Genomic DNA, 14,489 nt, shown 5'->3' with positions numbered 1-14,489 from the left:
CGACGCTATGGCGTCGCTGTTGCTCGGGGTAAGGCGCACTCCGAAGCCCGCCTGCGAACAGTTGCGGCAACAGAAGACTGATCGTGTCTACCCCCTCCTCAAATCGACGTTCCTACCGGTATCGGTTCGACTTAAATCGGGGTCAGATAAATCCTCGGATATCCACCCAAGTCCAGGACCGACACTCAGTGTGGCTGAACTCGGTTGTTGATCTGGGCGTGAGCTACGGTGCTACTTCGCTCAAGAATTTCAATGTAAAAGCTACTTTCAGCATTTGCTGAAGGTGGTGTTTTTAGTGAAATATGCCGGACGGAGGGACGAACCGCGTGGAGATCGCGGTGTGCTCGATTCCTGCTTTGCTGGCGATGATGGGCCATGCGCTGGCGGGCCGCTACAAGCAGAAGGACGCTTATGACATCTACTACTGCGTGCGGAACTACCCTGGAGAGATCGAGGCGCTTGCACAAGAATGTCTCCCACTCCTGGGGCATGCAAGCGGCAAACACGGCTTTCGGCACATCGCCGAGAAATTCGATACCTTCGACGGATACGGTCCCACCTGCGTGAGGCGCTTCGTCGAAGACACGCATGTGCTGGGTGATCGCACACCCGAACAGTGGCAGCAGGATGCGTTCGGGCAGATCGATGCGCTGCTGCGCGCCATGGCGCTGCGAGACTGAGTCGCGCCCGATGGACTGCGCGCAACTTCGCAAACTGCTGGAGCCGCTCGTCACGGGATTGAAAGATGCCGGCACGCACACCATGCTGCCGACGCTTTGTGAGGAATTGGGGCTGCCTGCGCCTGCCGCCGACGGTTCCAAGCGCGAACGCATGAGTTCCAGCTTCGACGTGGTTGCAGACGCTGATCCACCTGCGGTTGCACACAAGCTGCTCGTGCGCCAGGGCCGATCGAAGCTGACTTCGCTCGATCCGGAGCTGATCCGGGCATTCGTCGCCGTCGTCGAAAGCGGCGGCTTCACCGCGGCGGCCCGGCAACTGCATCGCACGCAGTCGACGATCAGCCTGCGCATCCGCACGCTCGAGGAGCGGCTCGACACACACTTGTTCATGCGCAACAGCCGGCGGCGTGCGTCGCTCGAGGCGTTCGCGTAGCGGGGCGACAGGGACGACCGGGCGCGGGCGAGCCTGACGCGAAGGGCGCGAGCCTGGCGCGTGTTCGTCCACCGTGCGGCCCGATGACGGCGGGCCGTGGCCCGCATGCCGTTTTTTGCACCGCCGCGCCGTTTTTTTGCACGGCGTTTATGCGCGGTCTTCTAAGCTGGGGACGTGTCGAACAGCCGAGACGGCCTCCGTCCGCTCCATGACCTTCATTCATCCCGTTCCCGCCTTCGATGTCGCCGGCCGCCGGTTACGCGCCGGCACACCCGACAACGTCATCCCGTTCCCGCCGCCGCGCCCGCGCCTGCAGTTGCCCGTCACGCTGACGGCCGACTCCGGCGAACTTGCGCGCGCCCGCCTCGCGGCGCTGCTGCATTCGCCGCTCGGCGTGTATGTCGTCAGCGCGCGCGCCGTGCGCGACGTGATCCATGTGCATTTCGAGATCGCGCCGGAGGATCTGGACTTCACGCTGCACATGCTGATCGCGCAGCAGGCCGATGCGGTGATCGGGCCCGTCGCGCGCCGGTTGCGCATCGGGCCGCAGGCCCGGTGAGCCGGGAACGGTTATTGCGCGTTCGTTGCTTGTTGCTCGTTTGACTCGCCGCCGGATCGCCGGTCGCGGTGACGTCCGCCCGCCGGCGGCGGATGTTCGTGCGCCGCGTCGTGCGCGGCCCCGATCCTGAATACGGAGGGTTCATGTACCTCACGGAAGAAGTGCATGTCGCGCGGCCGGCAAGCCGCCGCGCGCGGACGGCGTCGCTGCCGTCGGGCCGGCAGCTCGCGCGGCAGCTCGTGACGACGGTGCGCGTGGCCGAAATGTTGCTGCATCAGGCGATCGTCGTGCCCGACGGGCATCAGTGGTCGGTCGACACCGAGCGCGTCGACGCGGCCGGCGGACCGCTCGCGGCCTGGGAGACCTGCGTGACGTTGCGGATCGGCAAGGTGTTCGCGCCGGCGGTCAATCCGGCCGCACGGGTCAACGACCCCGATCAGGTCGCGATCGAGATCGGCCTTTGTCTGCCCGAGCAGGCGTATCTGGACGAGCGGCGCGTGAGCATCTTCGGCCGCCGTCACGGCAAGCGGTTCGGCGCGACGCTGTCGGTCGCGTCGGGCGCGCAGTGGGGCTGGCAACGTGCGGAGCATGTCGCGCCGGAACACGCGCACGTGCACGGCGATACGCTCGAGGCACTCGTCGATGCGGTCGCGGCGAACGTCAATGCGGCGCTGGCCGCGGCCGGGTTTCGCGCGACGCGCTGATCACGCGTCGCCGGTTTGCCCGGTCTGACGCTGAAGGTCTTCCATCAACTGCTCCGCGAGAAAGTCGCACGGCGGCCGCTTCGATTTCGTGCTGCGCGCGAGAATCAGTTCGAGCGGCGGCAGGTCGGGCAGCCCGTGCGAGCGGCCGAGCATCGACAGTTGCGCGGGAATCGCGCAGCGCGCGAGCGGCGCGACCGCGAGGCCGGCCTCGACCATGCTGAGCAGCCCGAGCAGGCTCGGGCTTTCATACGAGGTGCGATACGGCACCTTCGCGCGTTCGAGGCTGCGGATCGCGTTCTCGCGCGCGACGCTGCCCGGCATGAACACCGCGATCGGCAGCGGCCGCTCTTCCCACACGCGCGGCCCGTTCGTCATCGCGGCCCACGCCATCGGCTCGTGGCGGATGAAGTCGCCGGTCAGCCCCTTGATGCGCGTGCCGCACACGAGATCGACGGTGCCGTCCTTGATCAGCGGCGCGAGCGCGCTGCTCGGCAGCCCCATCACCTGGATCTCGACCTTCGGGTAGGTCGCCGAGAATTTCTTCAGGACCGACGGCAGCAGCGACGACGCATAGTCGTCCGGCACGCCGATCACGACCTTGCCGGTCACTTCCGGCCGCACCACGGCCGCCCACGCCTCGTCGCGCAGCGCCAGCATTCGTCTGGCGAATCCCAGCAGCACCTCGCCCTCGCGCGTCAGCACGATGCTGCGCGGCTTGCGCACGAATAGCGGCCGGCCGATCGCGTCTTCCAGGCTCTTGATCTGCATGCTCACGGCCGACTGCGAGCGGTTCACGGCTTCGGCGGCGCGGGTCATGTTGCCGGTCTCCGCGACGGCGACGACGGTGGCCAGCACGTCGTGATCGAGCATCTTCATGGGTATCAGGAAAACTGAACGTAACGATCAGCATTATGCGTTTTTATTGTTGCTGTGTGTCTGCCATAGTGCGATCACGCTGGCGCTCCGCCCGGCACGCAGGCTTGAACAGGGAAGAGTGGTGTATCGATGATGGACCATCCGTTGCGCGCCGCACTGGCCGCGGAATTGCATGCGCGGCCGTTCCTGCGGCTTGCCGAAGCCATGTCGCTCACGCATTACGCGATCTATGCGGACGGCCAGCCCGACATCCACGAAACGCTGCTGCACGCGCTGTGCCGCGATACCGGCATTGCCGCGCCGCACGAAGGCGCGACGCATTACGCGGTGCAGTCGCCGTGCGGCTGGCACCTGAAGTGGGAACGTCACACCGAATTCTCGACCTTCACGTTCGTCGCGCCGCGTCGCGACACCGGCTATTTCGACGATCTCGCGATCGAAGGCATTCCAGCCGCGTGGTTCGCGCGACTCGCGGGCATCCGTTTCGTCGCGGTGCGGATGGAACTGCTGTCGGGTGACGCCGCGCGGCTCGTCTGCGGCGACCTGCGCCGCTGGATCGACGGGCCCGCGCTCGTTGGCAGCAACGTGCTCGGCGGCGGCAAGGTGTTCTGCGACTGGCATGTGCGTGACGACGGCTTCATGCGTTTTCTCGTCGTCGACGAGGATTTCCGCGAGGAGCAGGGCGGCCGCCTGCTGCAGCGTCTGTACGAAATCGAAACGTACCGGATGATGGCGCTGCTCGCGCTGCCCGTCGCGCGGCGGATGAGCCGCGAACTCGACGAGATCCACGCGGCACTGCATGCGCTGATGCAGCGGATGGACGCGAGCGGCGCCGACGGCGACGACGCGGCGCTGCTCGTCAAGCTTACGCATCTCGCGGTGCGGGTCGAATCGCTGTCGGGTTCGGGCGCGCGTTTCAGTGCATCGCGCGCTTACGAGAAGCTCGTGCTGGCGCGCATCCAGGAATTGCGCGAGGAGCGTATCGAAGGAATGCCGACGATCGCCGAATTCATGGAGCGGCGTTTTGCGCCGGCGATGGAGACGTGCCGCAGCGTGTGGGCGCGCCACGAGCAGATCGCCGCGCGGATCGCACGTGCGGTCGACCTGTTGCGCACGCGCGTGAACCTCGCGCAGGAAAAGGACGTGACGCGCCTGCTGGCCGGCATGGAGCGCACCGCGCGCAATCAGCTTCATCTGCAGCACGCGGTCGAAGGGCTGTCGGTGGCGGCCATTTCGTACTACGTGCTGTCGCTCGCGACGGCGGCGTTCAAGGCGTTGCACGTGATGAACCTGCCGGTCGATCCGGAGCTGGCGGAAGGCCTGCTGATCGCGCCGGTCGTGTTCGCGGTGATTCACATCACGCGGCGCACGCGCGCGCAGCTTGCGCGATCGGAGGCCGTGCATGACGGCGCACCCGTGCATGCGGCGGAGTTGAAGCAGGTCAGTTAGAACATCAACGACATATCGAAGGAGTGGAGATGACTTTTTCGCAGAAGCAGCCGGGGTTTGATAGCGGTTTCGACGCGTTTGACGAACCGGTATCGGATGAAGCGGGCATGCCGGAGGAGGCGCGCGTGACGTCGTATCAGGCCGTGCTGCAGGAGCCGATGACGTCGCTCGTCGGGAATACGCACGATCGGCCGGACGTCGCGGCGGTGGCGATTCTCGGGTACAACTGACGTGTTTTTTCGCGTCGATTCGACGTAATTCGGGCGTTCATTTGCCGGCCGCCTTTTGGCGCGCCAGACGTGAATCGCCTTCCCTCTTCGCTTTCCCCGCCCCCTGCGCAAGCGCCAACTCGACGAACGCGCGCGCGGCCGCGCTCCGGTACGCCCCCTTGCGCTGCAGCAGCACGGCCGTGCGCCGCAGCACGGTCGGATCGAGCGCGACGGCGACGAGATCGTCGTGCCCGGTCGCGATCGTCGCGGGCAGCAGCGTCGCGAGATTCGTGCGGCGCACGATCTCGATCACCGCACCGAGCGAATTCGCTTCCATCAGCACACGCGGCCGCACGTCGTGCTCGCGGAAATAACGGTCGATCTGCACGCGCGTCGCGAACTCGGCCGTGAGCAGCACGAGCGGCGCGTCGTGCAGCACGCGCAGGCCGGCCTTGCGTTTCCCGGCGAGCGCATGCCGACGGTTCACGACGAGCGCGAGCGTCTCGACCAGCAGCGTCTTAGCTTCGATATCCGCCGTCTGTACCTCCTCGAACGCGATGCCGACATCGAGCTCGTCGTCGACGAGCAGCGCCTCGATGCGCTCCTGCGACATCTCGCGCACCGACAGCGACACTTCCGGATAGCGGCCGTGAAACGCCTCGACGAGCGGCCCGACGAGATAGCTCGTGAAGGTCGGCGTGACCGCGATCCGCAGCGAGCCGCGGCTGAGATCCTGCACGTCGTGAATGGCGCGCCGGCCTTCCGCGAGATCGTGCAGCGCCTGCCGCGCATAGCGGAAATACACGTCGCCGGCGTCCGTCAATCGCGTGACACGCCCGGTGCGGTCGAACAGTTGCGCGCCGAGCGTTTCCTCGAGCTGGCGGATCTGCTGCGACAGCGCGGGCTGGGAAACATGCAGCGCGGCGGCCGCGCGCGTGAAGCTGCGGTGTTCGGCGACGGCCAGGAAGTAGTTGATATGGCGCAGCAGCATGGCGATTCCTATAAGTCGTGCTTATCCGGTGGATCATAAATCAGTCTTTTACGTTATTGGAAGTCCGGCGTAACCTGCCCTTCATCGATTTCACCCACGCCGGAGGACACGCGATGAAGGACATCATCGAAGGCTTTCTGAAGTTCCAGCGCGACGCCTATCCGGAGCGCGCCGCGCTGTTCCGCGATCTCGCGCGCAGCCAGAACCCGCGTGCGCTGTTCATCTCGTGCTCGGACAGCCGGCTCGTGCCCGAGCTCGTCACGCAGCGCGAACCGGGCGATCTGTTCGTGATCCGAAACGCCGGAAATATCGTGCCGTCGTACGGCCCCGAGCCGGGCGGCGTGTCGGCCTCGGTCGAATACGCGGTGGCCGCGCTGCGCGTGACCGACGTCGTGATCTGCGGGCATTCCGATTGCGGTGCGATGACCGCGATCGCGACCTGCCAGTGCATGGACCATATGCCGGCCGTCGGCCACTGGCTGCGCTACGCCGATTCGGCGCGCGTCGTGAACGAGGCGCGCATGCATCGCAGCGAACGCGAGCGGATCGACTCGATGGTGCGCGAGAACGTCGTCGCGCAACTCGCGAACCTGAAGACGCACCCTGCCGTGCGACTCGCGCTCGAAGAAGGGCGTCTTGCGCTGCACGGCTGGGTCTACGACATCGAATCAGGCTGCATCGATGCCCACGACGGCGCGACCGGCCGGTTCGTCTCCCTGGCGGACCATCCCGGCGTCCGCGCCACACCCGCGACGCTTCCCGCCGCGGCCTGAACCGTTCCTACCCAACCACGAGGTATTGCCATGATCCAGTCCCAGCACAGTCAGACCGCCCGCCACGCGCTTGCGGAGGCCGTCGTTCTCGCGAAGGCGCGCAAGAACCTGTCGTTCGCGCAGCTCACCGAAGGCACGGGCCTGAGCGAAGCGTTCGTCACGGCCGCGCTGCTCGGCCAGCACGCGCTGCCGGCTGGCGCCGCGCGCGTCGTTGCCGACAAGCTCGGCCTCGACGACGACGCGGTGCTGCTGCTGCAGACGATCCCGCTGCGCGGCAGCATCGACGATCGCGTGCCGACCGACCCGACCATTTACCGCTTCTACGAAATGCTGCAGGTGTACGGCACGACGCTGAAGGCGCTCGTCCACGAGAAGTTCGGCGACGGCATCATCAGCGCGATCAATTTCCGGCTCGACGTCAAGAAGGTCGACGATCCCGAAGGCGGTTCGCGCGCGGTGATCACGCTCGACGGCAAGTACCTGCCGACCAAGCCGTTCTGACTGTTCAGACCGTTCCGCCGCCGGCGCGGCGCCGCGCAGGTTCGCCCGACGTGAGTTGGCCATCGGCCGGCGCACGTTCCCGCCATTCCGTTTCAATGAGGACACAGTCATGGATTTTGTGAAACGCACGATCGATCTCGCGATGAAGAACGTGGAAGAGGGCGGACGCCCGTTCGCGACGGTGATCGTCCGCGACGGCGAGATCGTCGCGGAGAGCCCGAACCTCGTCGCGCAGACCAGCGACCCGACCGCGCATGCGGAGATCCTCGCGGTGCGCGATGCGTGCCGCAAGCTCGGCACCGAACACCTGACCGACTGCGAGATCTACATCCTCGCGAGCCCGTGCCCGATGTGCCTCGGATCGCTGTACTACTGCAGCCCGAAGCGCGTGATCTACATCACGACGCGCGAGGACTACGCGCCGTTCTACCGCGACGACCGCAAGTACTTCGAGCTCGACACGTTCTATGCCGAGTATGCGAAGCCGATCGGCGAGCGGCGGCTGCCGATGGTGCAGCAGAAGCACGGCGACGCGATCGGCGTCTACCGGCGCTGGCAGGAACTGAACGCGAAGTGACGTGATCCGCGCGATGCACAGGTCGCACGGCGTAGCCGCCTCGGCTGCGCGTTTTCTCCATCCTTTGGTTCGCTTGGCGGCTTTCGTGTCGCCGGGCAGATCATGCGCGAGCGGCGCGGCGCGACCGACATGAAGGCGGCGTTCGCGGTGGCGTGCGCCGACGCAACGCGACAACGTGCAACGAAGCGGCGGGCGCGCGATGCGCCCGCCGTTTGTGCTGTTGCAGCGGCAGCGCCGGTTGCACTCGATTCGGCCGCATGCCGATGCGCGGGCGACGCGCTATAGTCGTGCGACGCCCGCAGGGTGCTGCACGCCCGGTGGCCTTTTCACGCACGCGTTCGCCCGATGACAGCCCATCCCGACGTCACCCTTCAATTGACCGACACCGAGCAGCCGGCCGCACGAGACTTCATCAGCCGCAAGCTCGGCGAATTCAACCACGCGATGACGGGGCGCGCCGATGCGGCCGCGCTCGACGTCTACGTGACCGATCCCGCGACCGGTGAGGTATTGGGCGGCCTCACCGGCCGGACTTCGCTCGGCCTGTTCTTCATCGATCTGTTCTACCTGCCCGAATCGCTGCGCGGCGGTGGATTCGGCAGCCGGCTGCTGCGCGAGGCCGAAGCGGAAGCGAAACGGCGCGGGTGCGCACGCGCGGTGCTGTACACGATCTCGTTCCAGGCGCCTGACTTCTACCGGAAGCAGGGTTACGAGACCTTCGGCGAAGTGCCGTGCGAGCCGGAAGGGACCGCGCGCGTGTTCATGGTCAAGACGCTTTGAGCGCGTTGTCGCGGTTACGAGCCTGTTCCTGACATCCGCCGACATCGCAGGCGGTGGCGGCAAGCGCAATGCCCATCCTGCTCGCGAATCACCGCCCAGGCGTCGCGCGTTCGACGATCATGTCGTAGAGCGCCCGCGCCGCGGGCGACAGTTGCGCGCTCTTGCGCGTGACGAGCACGAGCGTGCGCGATACCGAAGGCTCGACGAGCTCGATCGTGCGGATCATCGGATACGCGTTCTTCTGGATCGCGAGCTTCGGCACCACGGCGGCACCGAGCCCTTCGGCGACGAGCCCGAGCGCGGTCGAGCTGCGCTGCACCTCGTAGAACGAATGCAGCGACACGCCGCTGGTCTTCAGCGCGCCTTCGAGCAGCCCGCGATTGCCGCTCACTTCGCCGGCGAAGATCAGCGGGTGCGGTTGCAGTGCCGCCCAGCGGATGCGCCGCCGCTTCGCGAGCGGATGATCGTCGCGGCAGACAAGCACATACGGGTCGTGCGTGAGCGGCACGCTGACGAGTTCGGGGTGCTGGTCGCCGGCGATGCTGATGCCGAATTCGGCTTCGCGCTGCAGCACGGCCTGCAGCACCGACGCCGACGCGTGATCGAGGATCTTCACGCGATCGTGCGGCCGGTGACCGGAGAACGCGCGCAGGATGCGCGGCAGGTATTGCACGCCGACCGTCGGCACGCACGCGATCGTGACGTCGCCGCGCTGGCTCAGGCCCGTCTCGCGGATTTCGGTCAGCGCATCGGACAGTTCGTTCAGCAGCCGCCGCGCCTGCGGCAGGAAGCGCAGGCCGATCTCGGTCAGCGTGGTGCGGCGCGTCGTGCGTTCGACCAGCGCGACGCCGAGAAATGACTCGAGCTTGCGCAGCCGCTGCGTGATTGCCGTTTGCGTCACGTGCAGCGTGTCGGCCGCCTGCCTGAAGCTGCCGCCGTCGGCGATTGCGACGAAAGCCTGTACACCGAGCGTATCGATCTTCATCAGAAATTTGAATCAATAGCAATATTAAATTCATTTTACTGAAGTGCGGCACAGTCGCAGAATGCGCTGCATCGGCGGCCGAATGCATCCCGCGCCCGGATGCGGCGACGCCGCCCGTGCCGACAAGGAGAGCCATCGTGACGACCCCACTCGATCAGTACGCGAGCCAGTACGTGCAATTCGAGGACGAACGCACGCGGCCGGTGCGCGACCTGCTGGCCGCCGTGCCGCGTACGCCGATCCGCACGGCGATCGACATCGGCTGCGGGCCCGGCAATTCGACGGAAGCGCTGATCGCACGCGCACCCGACGCGACGATCCACGGGATCGACGCATCGGCGGACATGATCGCGGCCGCACGCAAGCGCCTGCCGGCACTGCGTTTCGATATCGCCGATGTGGCCGCGTGGGACGATCCGGGCGGCTATGACCTGATCCTGTCGAACGCGGTGCTGCAATGGGTGCCTGCGCACGACACGCTGTTTCCGATGCTCGTCGGCCGGCTCGCGCCGGGCGGCCATCTCGCGGTGCAGATGCCCGACAACCTCGACGAACCCGCGCACCGGCTGATGCGCGAAGTCGCTGCGGCCGGGCCGTGGGCCGACAAGCTGAAAGGCGCGGCGCGCACCGAACGGTTCGACGCGCGTTACTACTACGCGCTGCTGTCGCCGTTGTGTTCGCGCGTCGACGTGTGGCGCACGACCTACTACCACCCGCTGCGCGGCGGCGCGGACGCGGTTGTCGAATGGTTCAAGGGCAGTGCGCTGCGGCCGTTCCTCGCGGCGCTCGACGACGGCGAACAGCGTGCGTTCCTTGCGCGCTATCGCGAGGCGCTTGCCGGGCCGAACGGCTATCCGGCACTCGACGACGGCACCGTGCTGCTGCCGTTCCCGCGCCTGTTCATCGTGGCGACGCGCAAGTGATGCGGCAATGACGCTGGCGACGGGCCGGTGGCCGGCAAGATTCCGGCGCATGTCATCGTCGCGGCAGGATAGCGGTCCCTGATTGCTCATATCAAATCGGCGCCGCTCGATTGCTCGCCAACCCTAAGTGTGTCGCGCTGCGGTTCGACTATGCTGAAATGACTGCAGCCCGGGCTTCGCGCCGCAACGCTGCAACCGGCGATGACGGGAGGGCACGATGACCGAGCAAAGCAACGTTCAACTGGTGCAGCAGGCGTACGCGGCGTTCGGCAGGGCCGATATCGACGGCATCCTGCAGACGCTTTCCGAAAGCGTCGACTGGTTCATACCAGGGCCGACCGGCATCATTCCGTTCGCTGGCAGACGACATGGGCCTCAAGAGGTCGCGGCGTTCTTCGGGGCGCTTGCGTCGACGCAGACCGTCGAGCGGTTCGAGCCGCTCGAGTTCATCGCCAGCGGCAACCGGGTCGTCGTGCTCGGCGCACAACGCTGGTATGTCCACTCGACCGGGCGCACGTACGAGGACGAGTGGGTGCATCTGTTCACGATCGAAAACGGAAAGATCACGGCGTTTACCGAGTATCACGATACCGAGGCGGAAGCGGCGGCCCATCGACAATGACGGCGCTGCGCGCGTGGCCATGTCGTACGGGCGCAGCAGCACGGATTCGGTGCGGATCTGGCGCGGCGCCGTCGTGCTATCTGGCGGAAGGGAACGCGGTGGTGGCCGAACCCCACGCAGCGAGCTCGCGTTTCGTGCGCACGCCTAGCTTCGCGAATGCGCGCTTCACGTACGACTCGGCCGACGCGACGCGCACGCCGAGGATCCCGGCGGTTTCCGGCACCGTCTTGCCGGAGATCAGGTGCTTGCAGGTTTCGTATTCGCGCTTCGACAGCTTCACGCCGTCAGCCGCGATCCGCGCATCGAACTGCGCGAGCGGATGGACTTCGGGCGCCGGATGCGCGACGCGCCGCACGGCGGTGGTCGACGCATGCAGTTCGAGCAGCGGGAACAGCACGTCGCTGATGCCGCGGAAGCGGTTCATCTCGGCGAGCGTGAACGGCGGCCGGTCGCGGCCGCGCTCCAGCGCGATCGAATGCTGCGAATAGCGCGTGCCGCGCGCAAGCACGCATTCGTGGCCGATATGCACGTCGTCGAACAGCCGCTGGCGGAATTCGCCGGGCGGGATCGCCGCGATGTCGCGCACGACGAGCATCGTGCCCGTCTTGCCGCGCAGCCCCGCGAACAGCGGATCGCTGTCGAGAAAGCGCTCGTAGTAGAGCGTCATCACGTCCGAGATGTCCGACGTCGCGGTGCCGATGCCGCTGCTGCCGATCCATTCGCATCGGTAGCCGGTGGGCATCGTGCCGTCGACGCGCGAGCGTTCGACGTGCACGACGTCGAGCGGCACCACGTCGTTCAGCAGTTGCGTGAGGCTCGGCACGAAGTGCGGCGTGCCGACCGTCTCGATCAGCTCGCCCAGCGCCTTGAACGACACGTTGAAGCGGTCGTTGTCGCGGTGGAAGGGGTTCACGTTCGGCAGCATGCGGTTCCCCGGTGAGAAGCGGCGGGATTGTAGCGATTGCGGTGAAAAACGTCATTAAGGGGAAACACCGGCAGGTGTCCCCGCGACTTTCGCGCGAGCGGCCGCTCCGGCGGATTGGCGTGGGTGCGTGACGCGGATTGGGCCACGGTCGTCTCCTGTGTTCGGTGCCCGGCCGGCGCCCGCGAGCGGGGTGCGGCCGAATCGAAGGGCGTTGGGGCGAACGTTAGAGCCGTGGAGCGAATCGCGTCAACATTTGGGCAGGCATCCCTATTAATAGGAAGTCGAGTGTTCAATATGTGGGAGAGCGCGGCGGTGGCGCCGCATCGTGCATCAGTTGGTCGCCGCTTCCTTCGCGTTGACCCAGCCCTGCACCGCGCCGGCATGCAGGCGATCGACTAACCGCCCGCGCTTTCGTCGCGATAACCGCTCTTGCCGACGAAGATCTCCTTCAGTGCGGCGCGCAGTGCGACCGGATCGTACTGGCCGGGCGCGAGATGGATCACATAGCGTGTTTGACCGTCGAGACGCGCGGCGATGCCCGGTTCGATCTCGACGTCGATCGTGTCGTCCGTCAGGCGTACCGACAGATCCTTGACGCGCATATTGATCTGGTCGCGCACCATCACTTCGATCAGCGTGTCGTCCGGAAAGCGCGACAGCGCGAAGCAATAGTCCTGCTCCGCGTCGTGACAGTAGATGTTGGCGAAGCTTTCGTCGTCGTCGAGGTCGGACGTTGCCGCGCCGACGGTAGCGTGAAGGTCCATGAACGTAGGTTCCTGCGTAATAGGTTATTGGGGTGAGCGGCTTGCAGTTTCGATCGCAGCCGCGGCTTCGGGCGCCACGCCGGTATCGCACGACGCATCGGCATCGCGCGCCTTCAGCCACAGCCCGAATTCGCGCATCACTTCGACCACCGGCCGCAGCCGGTCGCCGTCCGCGGTCAGATCGTACTCGACGCGCACCGGCACTTCCGGATAGACGGTCCGCCGCACGAGCCCCGCGTCTTCCAGCGCGCGCAGGTCGAGCGTCAGCATGCGCTGCGAGATGCCCGGCATGTCGCGGCGCAGGTCGCTGAAGCGCCGCGGCCCGTCGAGCAGATACGACGCCAGCAGCAGCCGCCAGCGGCCGCCGAGCAGGCGCATCGCTTCTTCAACGGAACATCCTGTCGCACTCGTTTTCATCCTGCTGAACCCTGGTCGGTAAATTTTTTGTGACTACGGCACAAACGACTGCCGTCTTCCCGGCCATGCGCCGATGCGAGATATTAGCGCCCGCGTCGCGGCGAATCGATACACGGACAACCAACGAAGGAAACGCATGAAGCTCTATCACGCTCCCGGCAGCTGTTCGCAGGCGATCCGCATCGTGCTGCACGAAGGCGACATCGACGCGCAGATCATCGACGTCGACGCGCGCAAGCATGTCGTCGAAGGCGGACGCAACTACTATGACGTGACCGAACTCGGCTACGTGCCGCTGCTCGAACTCGACGACGGCACGATGCTGCGCGAAGGGCCGGTGATCGCGCAGTATCTCGCGGATCTGCGCCCGGAAGCCGCGCTCGCGCCCGCGTACGGCACGCTCGCGCGCTACCGGCTGATGGAATGGCTCAACTTCCTCGGCACCGAGATCCACAAGGGTTTCATCCCGCTGCTGTATGCGGTGCAGGCGGGGAAGTACGTAGAGCCGGCGCGGCAGAAGCTCGACAGCCGCTTTGCATGGATCGACCGTCAGCTCGACGGCAACGCGTTCGTCACGGGCGACACGTTCACAGTCGCGGATCCGTACCTGTTCGCGCTGACCGGCTGGGGCAAGGCCGACTGGATGCGCTCGGTGTACAACGCGGATATCGACCTGAGCCGGTATGCGCATCTGCGGGCGTGGTACGAGCGCGTGCGGGAACGGCCGGCGGTGCAGGTCGTGCTGGCGGCGGACGGCCTGTCGCGGTAGCGCGCGGCGACGGCGACGACGGCGGCACGGTCACGGATACGGCGCGTCATCCCGTTGCACCGCGACCGTTTCGCGCAATATCGGCGCCGCCATGCAGCAAAATGCCGCGCTATAATCGCCGCCATGAAACTGCTTCGGACCTTCATCCTGCTGCTGCTTTGCGCGGTGCTGCCCATCAGCGGGCTGGCAGCCAGCGGCCTGACCGGTGAATGTCCGATGCAGCACACGATGTCGATGGAAGCGGATACAGGCATGAAGATGTCCGCCGACATGAGCGATTGCGATTCGATGAAGTCGCCCGCCGCCGACAGCGCGAAAGCGAAGGCCAAAGCCAAGGGCATGGCCTGCAAGGTGACGGCCCAATGCCAGTTCGGCAGTCTCTATCACCCTGCCGCCCGCGTCGACGTCACCCGTCCCGCTGCATTCGCCAGCACGATCGTCTTCCACTACACGCAGTCCGTCCCGGTCCGCGACCCGAGCGGGTTGTGGCGCCCTCCACGCATTAGCTGATCCCGTCCGACCGGTTCACCGCCCAGGCGGTGAGGTTCGTCC

At 66.2% G+C, this 14,489-nt stretch carries 19 protein-coding genes and 1 pseudogene; 14 read left to right on the top strand and 6 right to left on the bottom strand.

Annotated features, from left to right (window positions below):
• Positions 1-302: 302 nt before the first annotated feature.
• From AC3WLY_RS02320 to AC3WLY_RS02305, 4 genes and pseudogenes are all read left to right on the top strand, one after another.
• A pseudogene (locus tag AC3WLY_RS02320) lies at positions 303-680 on the top strand (hypothetical protein); the annotation flags it as partial.
• Between the two features lie 10 nt (positions 681-690).
• Positions 691-1,113 (top strand): helix-turn-helix domain-containing protein, encoded by a 423-nt coding sequence (locus AC3WLY_RS02315; RefSeq protein ID WP_244137280.1) that lies wholly within the window; start codon positions 691-693, stop codon positions 1,111-1,113.
• A 208-nt stretch (positions 1,114-1,321) separates the two neighbouring features.
• Positions 1,322-1,672 (top strand): hypothetical protein, encoded by a 351-nt coding sequence (locus AC3WLY_RS02310; protein WP_310130632.1) that lies wholly within the window; start codon positions 1,322-1,324, stop codon positions 1,670-1,672.
• 143 nt (positions 1,673-1,815) lie between these two features.
• On the top strand, positions 1,816-2,376 hold the full coding sequence (locus AC3WLY_RS02305; RefSeq protein WP_204422282.1) for a hypothetical protein: 561 nt from the start codon (positions 1,816-1,818) through the stop codon (positions 2,374-2,376).
• Here AC3WLY_RS02305 and AC3WLY_RS02300 read toward each other — a convergent pair whose 3' ends face one another.
• Positions 2,377-3,252, bottom strand: a complete 876-nt coding sequence (locus AC3WLY_RS02300; RefSeq protein ID WP_034181902.1) for a LysR family transcriptional regulator — start codon at positions 3,250-3,252, stop codon at positions 2,377-2,379. It lies immediately after the preceding gene.
• A 129-nt stretch (positions 3,253-3,381) separates the two neighbouring features.
• Between AC3WLY_RS02300 and AC3WLY_RS02295 the strand changes: the two genes are divergently transcribed.
• Both AC3WLY_RS02295 and AC3WLY_RS02290 read left to right on the top strand, forming a co-directional pair.
• Positions 3,382-4,701: a DUF3422 family protein gene (locus tag AC3WLY_RS02295; RefSeq protein WP_492310172.1), complete on the top strand. Its 1,320-nt coding sequence runs from the start codon at positions 3,382-3,384 to the stop codon at positions 4,699-4,701.
• Positions 4,702-4,730: 29 nt separating this feature from the next.
• Entirely contained in the window at positions 4,731-4,931 is a 201-nt protein-coding gene (locus AC3WLY_RS02290; RefSeq protein WP_492310171.1) for a hypothetical protein, read from the top strand.
• 37 nt (positions 4,932-4,968) lie between these two features.
• Here the strand turns inward: AC3WLY_RS02290 and cynR are convergent, their stop codons facing one another.
• Positions 4,969-5,901, bottom strand: a complete 933-nt coding sequence (gene cynR, locus AC3WLY_RS02285; RefSeq protein WP_492310170.1) for a transcriptional regulator CynR — start codon at positions 5,899-5,901, stop codon at positions 4,969-4,971.
• 113 nt (positions 5,902-6,014) lie between these two features.
• On the opposite strand from cynR, the gene AC3WLY_RS02280 reads away from it, so the two are divergent.
• From AC3WLY_RS02280 to AC3WLY_RS02265, 4 genes are all read left to right on the top strand, one after another.
• Positions 6,015-6,674: a carbonic anhydrase gene (locus tag AC3WLY_RS02280; protein WP_492310169.1), complete on the top strand. Its 660-nt coding sequence runs from the start codon at positions 6,015-6,017 to the stop codon at positions 6,672-6,674.
• Between the two features lie 30 nt (positions 6,675-6,704).
• Positions 6,705-7,175, top strand: a complete 471-nt coding sequence (gene cynS, locus AC3WLY_RS02275; protein WP_111019456.1) for a cyanase — start codon at positions 6,705-6,707, stop codon at positions 7,173-7,175.
• Positions 7,176-7,284: 109 nt separating this feature from the next.
• The gene (locus tag AC3WLY_RS02270; protein ID WP_034181908.1) at positions 7,285-7,752 is read left to right on the top strand and encodes a nucleoside deaminase; all 468 of its coding nucleotides are present in this window, start codon (positions 7,285-7,287) and stop codon (positions 7,750-7,752) included.
• Positions 7,753-8,097: 345 nt separating this feature from the next.
• Positions 8,098-8,532, top strand: coding sequence for a GNAT family N-acetyltransferase (locus AC3WLY_RS02265; RefSeq protein WP_175960369.1), 435 nt, complete (start codon positions 8,098-8,100; stop codon positions 8,530-8,532).
• 88 nt (positions 8,533-8,620) lie between these two features.
• Here AC3WLY_RS02265 and AC3WLY_RS02260 read toward each other — a convergent pair whose 3' ends face one another.
• The gene (locus AC3WLY_RS02260; protein WP_492310168.1) at positions 8,621-9,517 is read right to left on the bottom strand and encodes a LysR family transcriptional regulator; all 897 of its coding nucleotides are present in this window, start codon (positions 9,515-9,517) and stop codon (positions 8,621-8,623) included.
• A 137-nt stretch (positions 9,518-9,654) separates the two neighbouring features.
• On the opposite strand from AC3WLY_RS02260, the gene tam reads away from it, so the two are divergent.
• Both tam and AC3WLY_RS02250 read left to right on the top strand, forming a co-directional pair.
• Positions 9,655-10,440 carry a trans-aconitate 2-methyltransferase gene (gene tam, locus AC3WLY_RS02255; protein WP_492310167.1) on the top strand — a complete coding sequence of 262 codons (786 nt, stop codon included), beginning with the start codon at positions 9,655-9,657 and terminating at the stop codon, positions 10,438-10,440.
• Between the two features lie 217 nt (positions 10,441-10,657).
• Positions 10,658-11,062, top strand: coding sequence for a nuclear transport factor 2 family protein (locus AC3WLY_RS02250; protein ID WP_175960375.1), 405 nt, complete (start codon positions 10,658-10,660; stop codon positions 11,060-11,062).
• Positions 11,063-11,138: 76 nt separating this feature from the next.
• Here the strand turns inward: AC3WLY_RS02250 and AC3WLY_RS02245 are convergent, their stop codons facing one another.
• The 3 genes from AC3WLY_RS02245 to AC3WLY_RS02235 form a co-directional block, all read right to left on the bottom strand.
• Positions 11,139-11,987, bottom strand: a complete 849-nt coding sequence (locus AC3WLY_RS02245) for a helix-turn-helix transcriptional regulator (protein WP_492310166.1) — start codon at positions 11,985-11,987, stop codon at positions 11,139-11,141.
• Between the two features lie 395 nt (positions 11,988-12,382).
• The gene (locus tag AC3WLY_RS02240) at positions 12,383-12,751 is read right to left on the bottom strand and encodes a hypothetical protein (protein ID WP_175960379.1); all 369 of its coding nucleotides are present in this window, start codon (positions 12,749-12,751) and stop codon (positions 12,383-12,385) included.
• Positions 12,752-12,775: 24 nt separating this feature from the next.
• Complete coding sequence (locus AC3WLY_RS02235; RefSeq protein WP_425130497.1) at positions 12,776-13,168, bottom strand: winged helix-turn-helix transcriptional regulator; 393 nt, start codon at positions 13,166-13,168, stop codon at positions 12,776-12,778.
• Between the two features lie 136 nt (positions 13,169-13,304).
• Between AC3WLY_RS02235 and AC3WLY_RS02230 the strand changes: the two genes are divergently transcribed.
• Positions 13,305-13,937, top strand: coding sequence for a glutathione S-transferase C-terminal domain-containing protein (locus tag AC3WLY_RS02230; protein ID WP_492310165.1), 633 nt, complete (start codon positions 13,305-13,307; stop codon positions 13,935-13,937).
• 123 nt (positions 13,938-14,060) lie between these two features.
• Positions 14,061-14,447, top strand: a complete 387-nt coding sequence (locus AC3WLY_RS02225; protein WP_175960385.1) for a hypothetical protein — start codon at positions 14,061-14,063, stop codon at positions 14,445-14,447.
• Positions 14,448-14,489: the final 42 nt, after the last annotated feature.

The sequence above is a fragment of the Burkholderia sp. FW306-1C-G01B genome, assembly GCF_058781685.1.
The sequence above is the reverse complement of the archived record's forward strand: the minus strand, read 5'-3'. Positions and strand labels throughout refer to the sequence as shown.

Coding starts and splice junctions, on each gene's coding strand:
- AC3WLY_RS02270 (WP_034181908.1), top strand. CDS start 7,285: ATGGATTTTGTGAAACGCACGATCGATCTCGCGATGAAGAACGTGGAA.
- AC3WLY_RS02295 (WP_492310172.1), top strand. CDS start 3,382: ATGATGGACCATCCGTTGCGCGCCGCACTGGCCGCGGAATTGCATGCG.
- AC3WLY_RS02230 (WP_492310165.1), top strand. CDS start 13,305: ATGAAGCTCTATCACGCTCCCGGCAGCTGTTCGCAGGCGATCCGCATC.
- AC3WLY_RS02245 (WP_492310166.1), bottom strand. CDS start 11,987: ATGCTGCCGAACGTGAACCCCTTCCACCGCGACAACGACCGCTTCAAC.
- AC3WLY_RS02235 (WP_425130497.1), bottom strand. CDS start 13,168: ATGAAAACGAGTGCGACAGGATGTTCCGTTGAAGAAGCGATGCGCCTG.
- cynS (WP_111019456.1), top strand. CDS start 6,705: ATGATCCAGTCCCAGCACAGTCAGACCGCCCGCCACGCGCTTGCGGAG.
- AC3WLY_RS02250 (WP_175960375.1), top strand. CDS start 10,658: ATGACCGAGCAAAGCAACGTTCAACTGGTGCAGCAGGCGTACGCGGCG.
- cynR (WP_492310170.1), bottom strand. CDS start 5,901: ATGCTGCTGCGCCATATCAACTACTTCCTGGCCGTCGCCGAACACCGC.
- AC3WLY_RS02280 (WP_492310169.1), top strand. CDS start 6,015: ATGAAGGACATCATCGAAGGCTTTCTGAAGTTCCAGCGCGACGCCTAT.
- AC3WLY_RS02225 (WP_175960385.1), top strand. CDS start 14,061: ATGAAACTGCTTCGGACCTTCATCCTGCTGCTGCTTTGCGCGGTGCTG.
- AC3WLY_RS02305 (WP_204422282.1), top strand. CDS start 1,816: ATGTACCTCACGGAAGAAGTGCATGTCGCGCGGCCGGCAAGCCGCCGC.
- AC3WLY_RS02315 (WP_244137280.1), top strand. CDS start 691: ATGGACTGCGCGCAACTTCGCAAACTGCTGGAGCCGCTCGTCACGGGA.
- AC3WLY_RS02310 (WP_310130632.1), top strand. CDS start 1,322: ATGACCTTCATTCATCCCGTTCCCGCCTTCGATGTCGCCGGCCGCCGG.
- AC3WLY_RS02265 (WP_175960369.1), top strand. CDS start 8,098: ATGACAGCCCATCCCGACGTCACCCTTCAATTGACCGACACCGAGCAG.
- AC3WLY_RS02260 (WP_492310168.1), bottom strand. CDS start 9,517: ATGAAGATCGATACGCTCGGTGTACAGGCTTTCGTCGCAATCGCCGAC.
- AC3WLY_RS02290 (WP_492310171.1), top strand. CDS start 4,731: ATGACTTTTTCGCAGAAGCAGCCGGGGTTTGATAGCGGTTTCGACGCG.
- AC3WLY_RS02300 (WP_034181902.1), bottom strand. CDS start 3,252: ATGAAGATGCTCGATCACGACGTGCTGGCCACCGTCGTCGCCGTCGCG.
- AC3WLY_RS02240 (WP_175960379.1), bottom strand. CDS start 12,751: ATGGACCTTCACGCTACCGTCGGCGCGGCAACGTCCGACCTCGACGAC.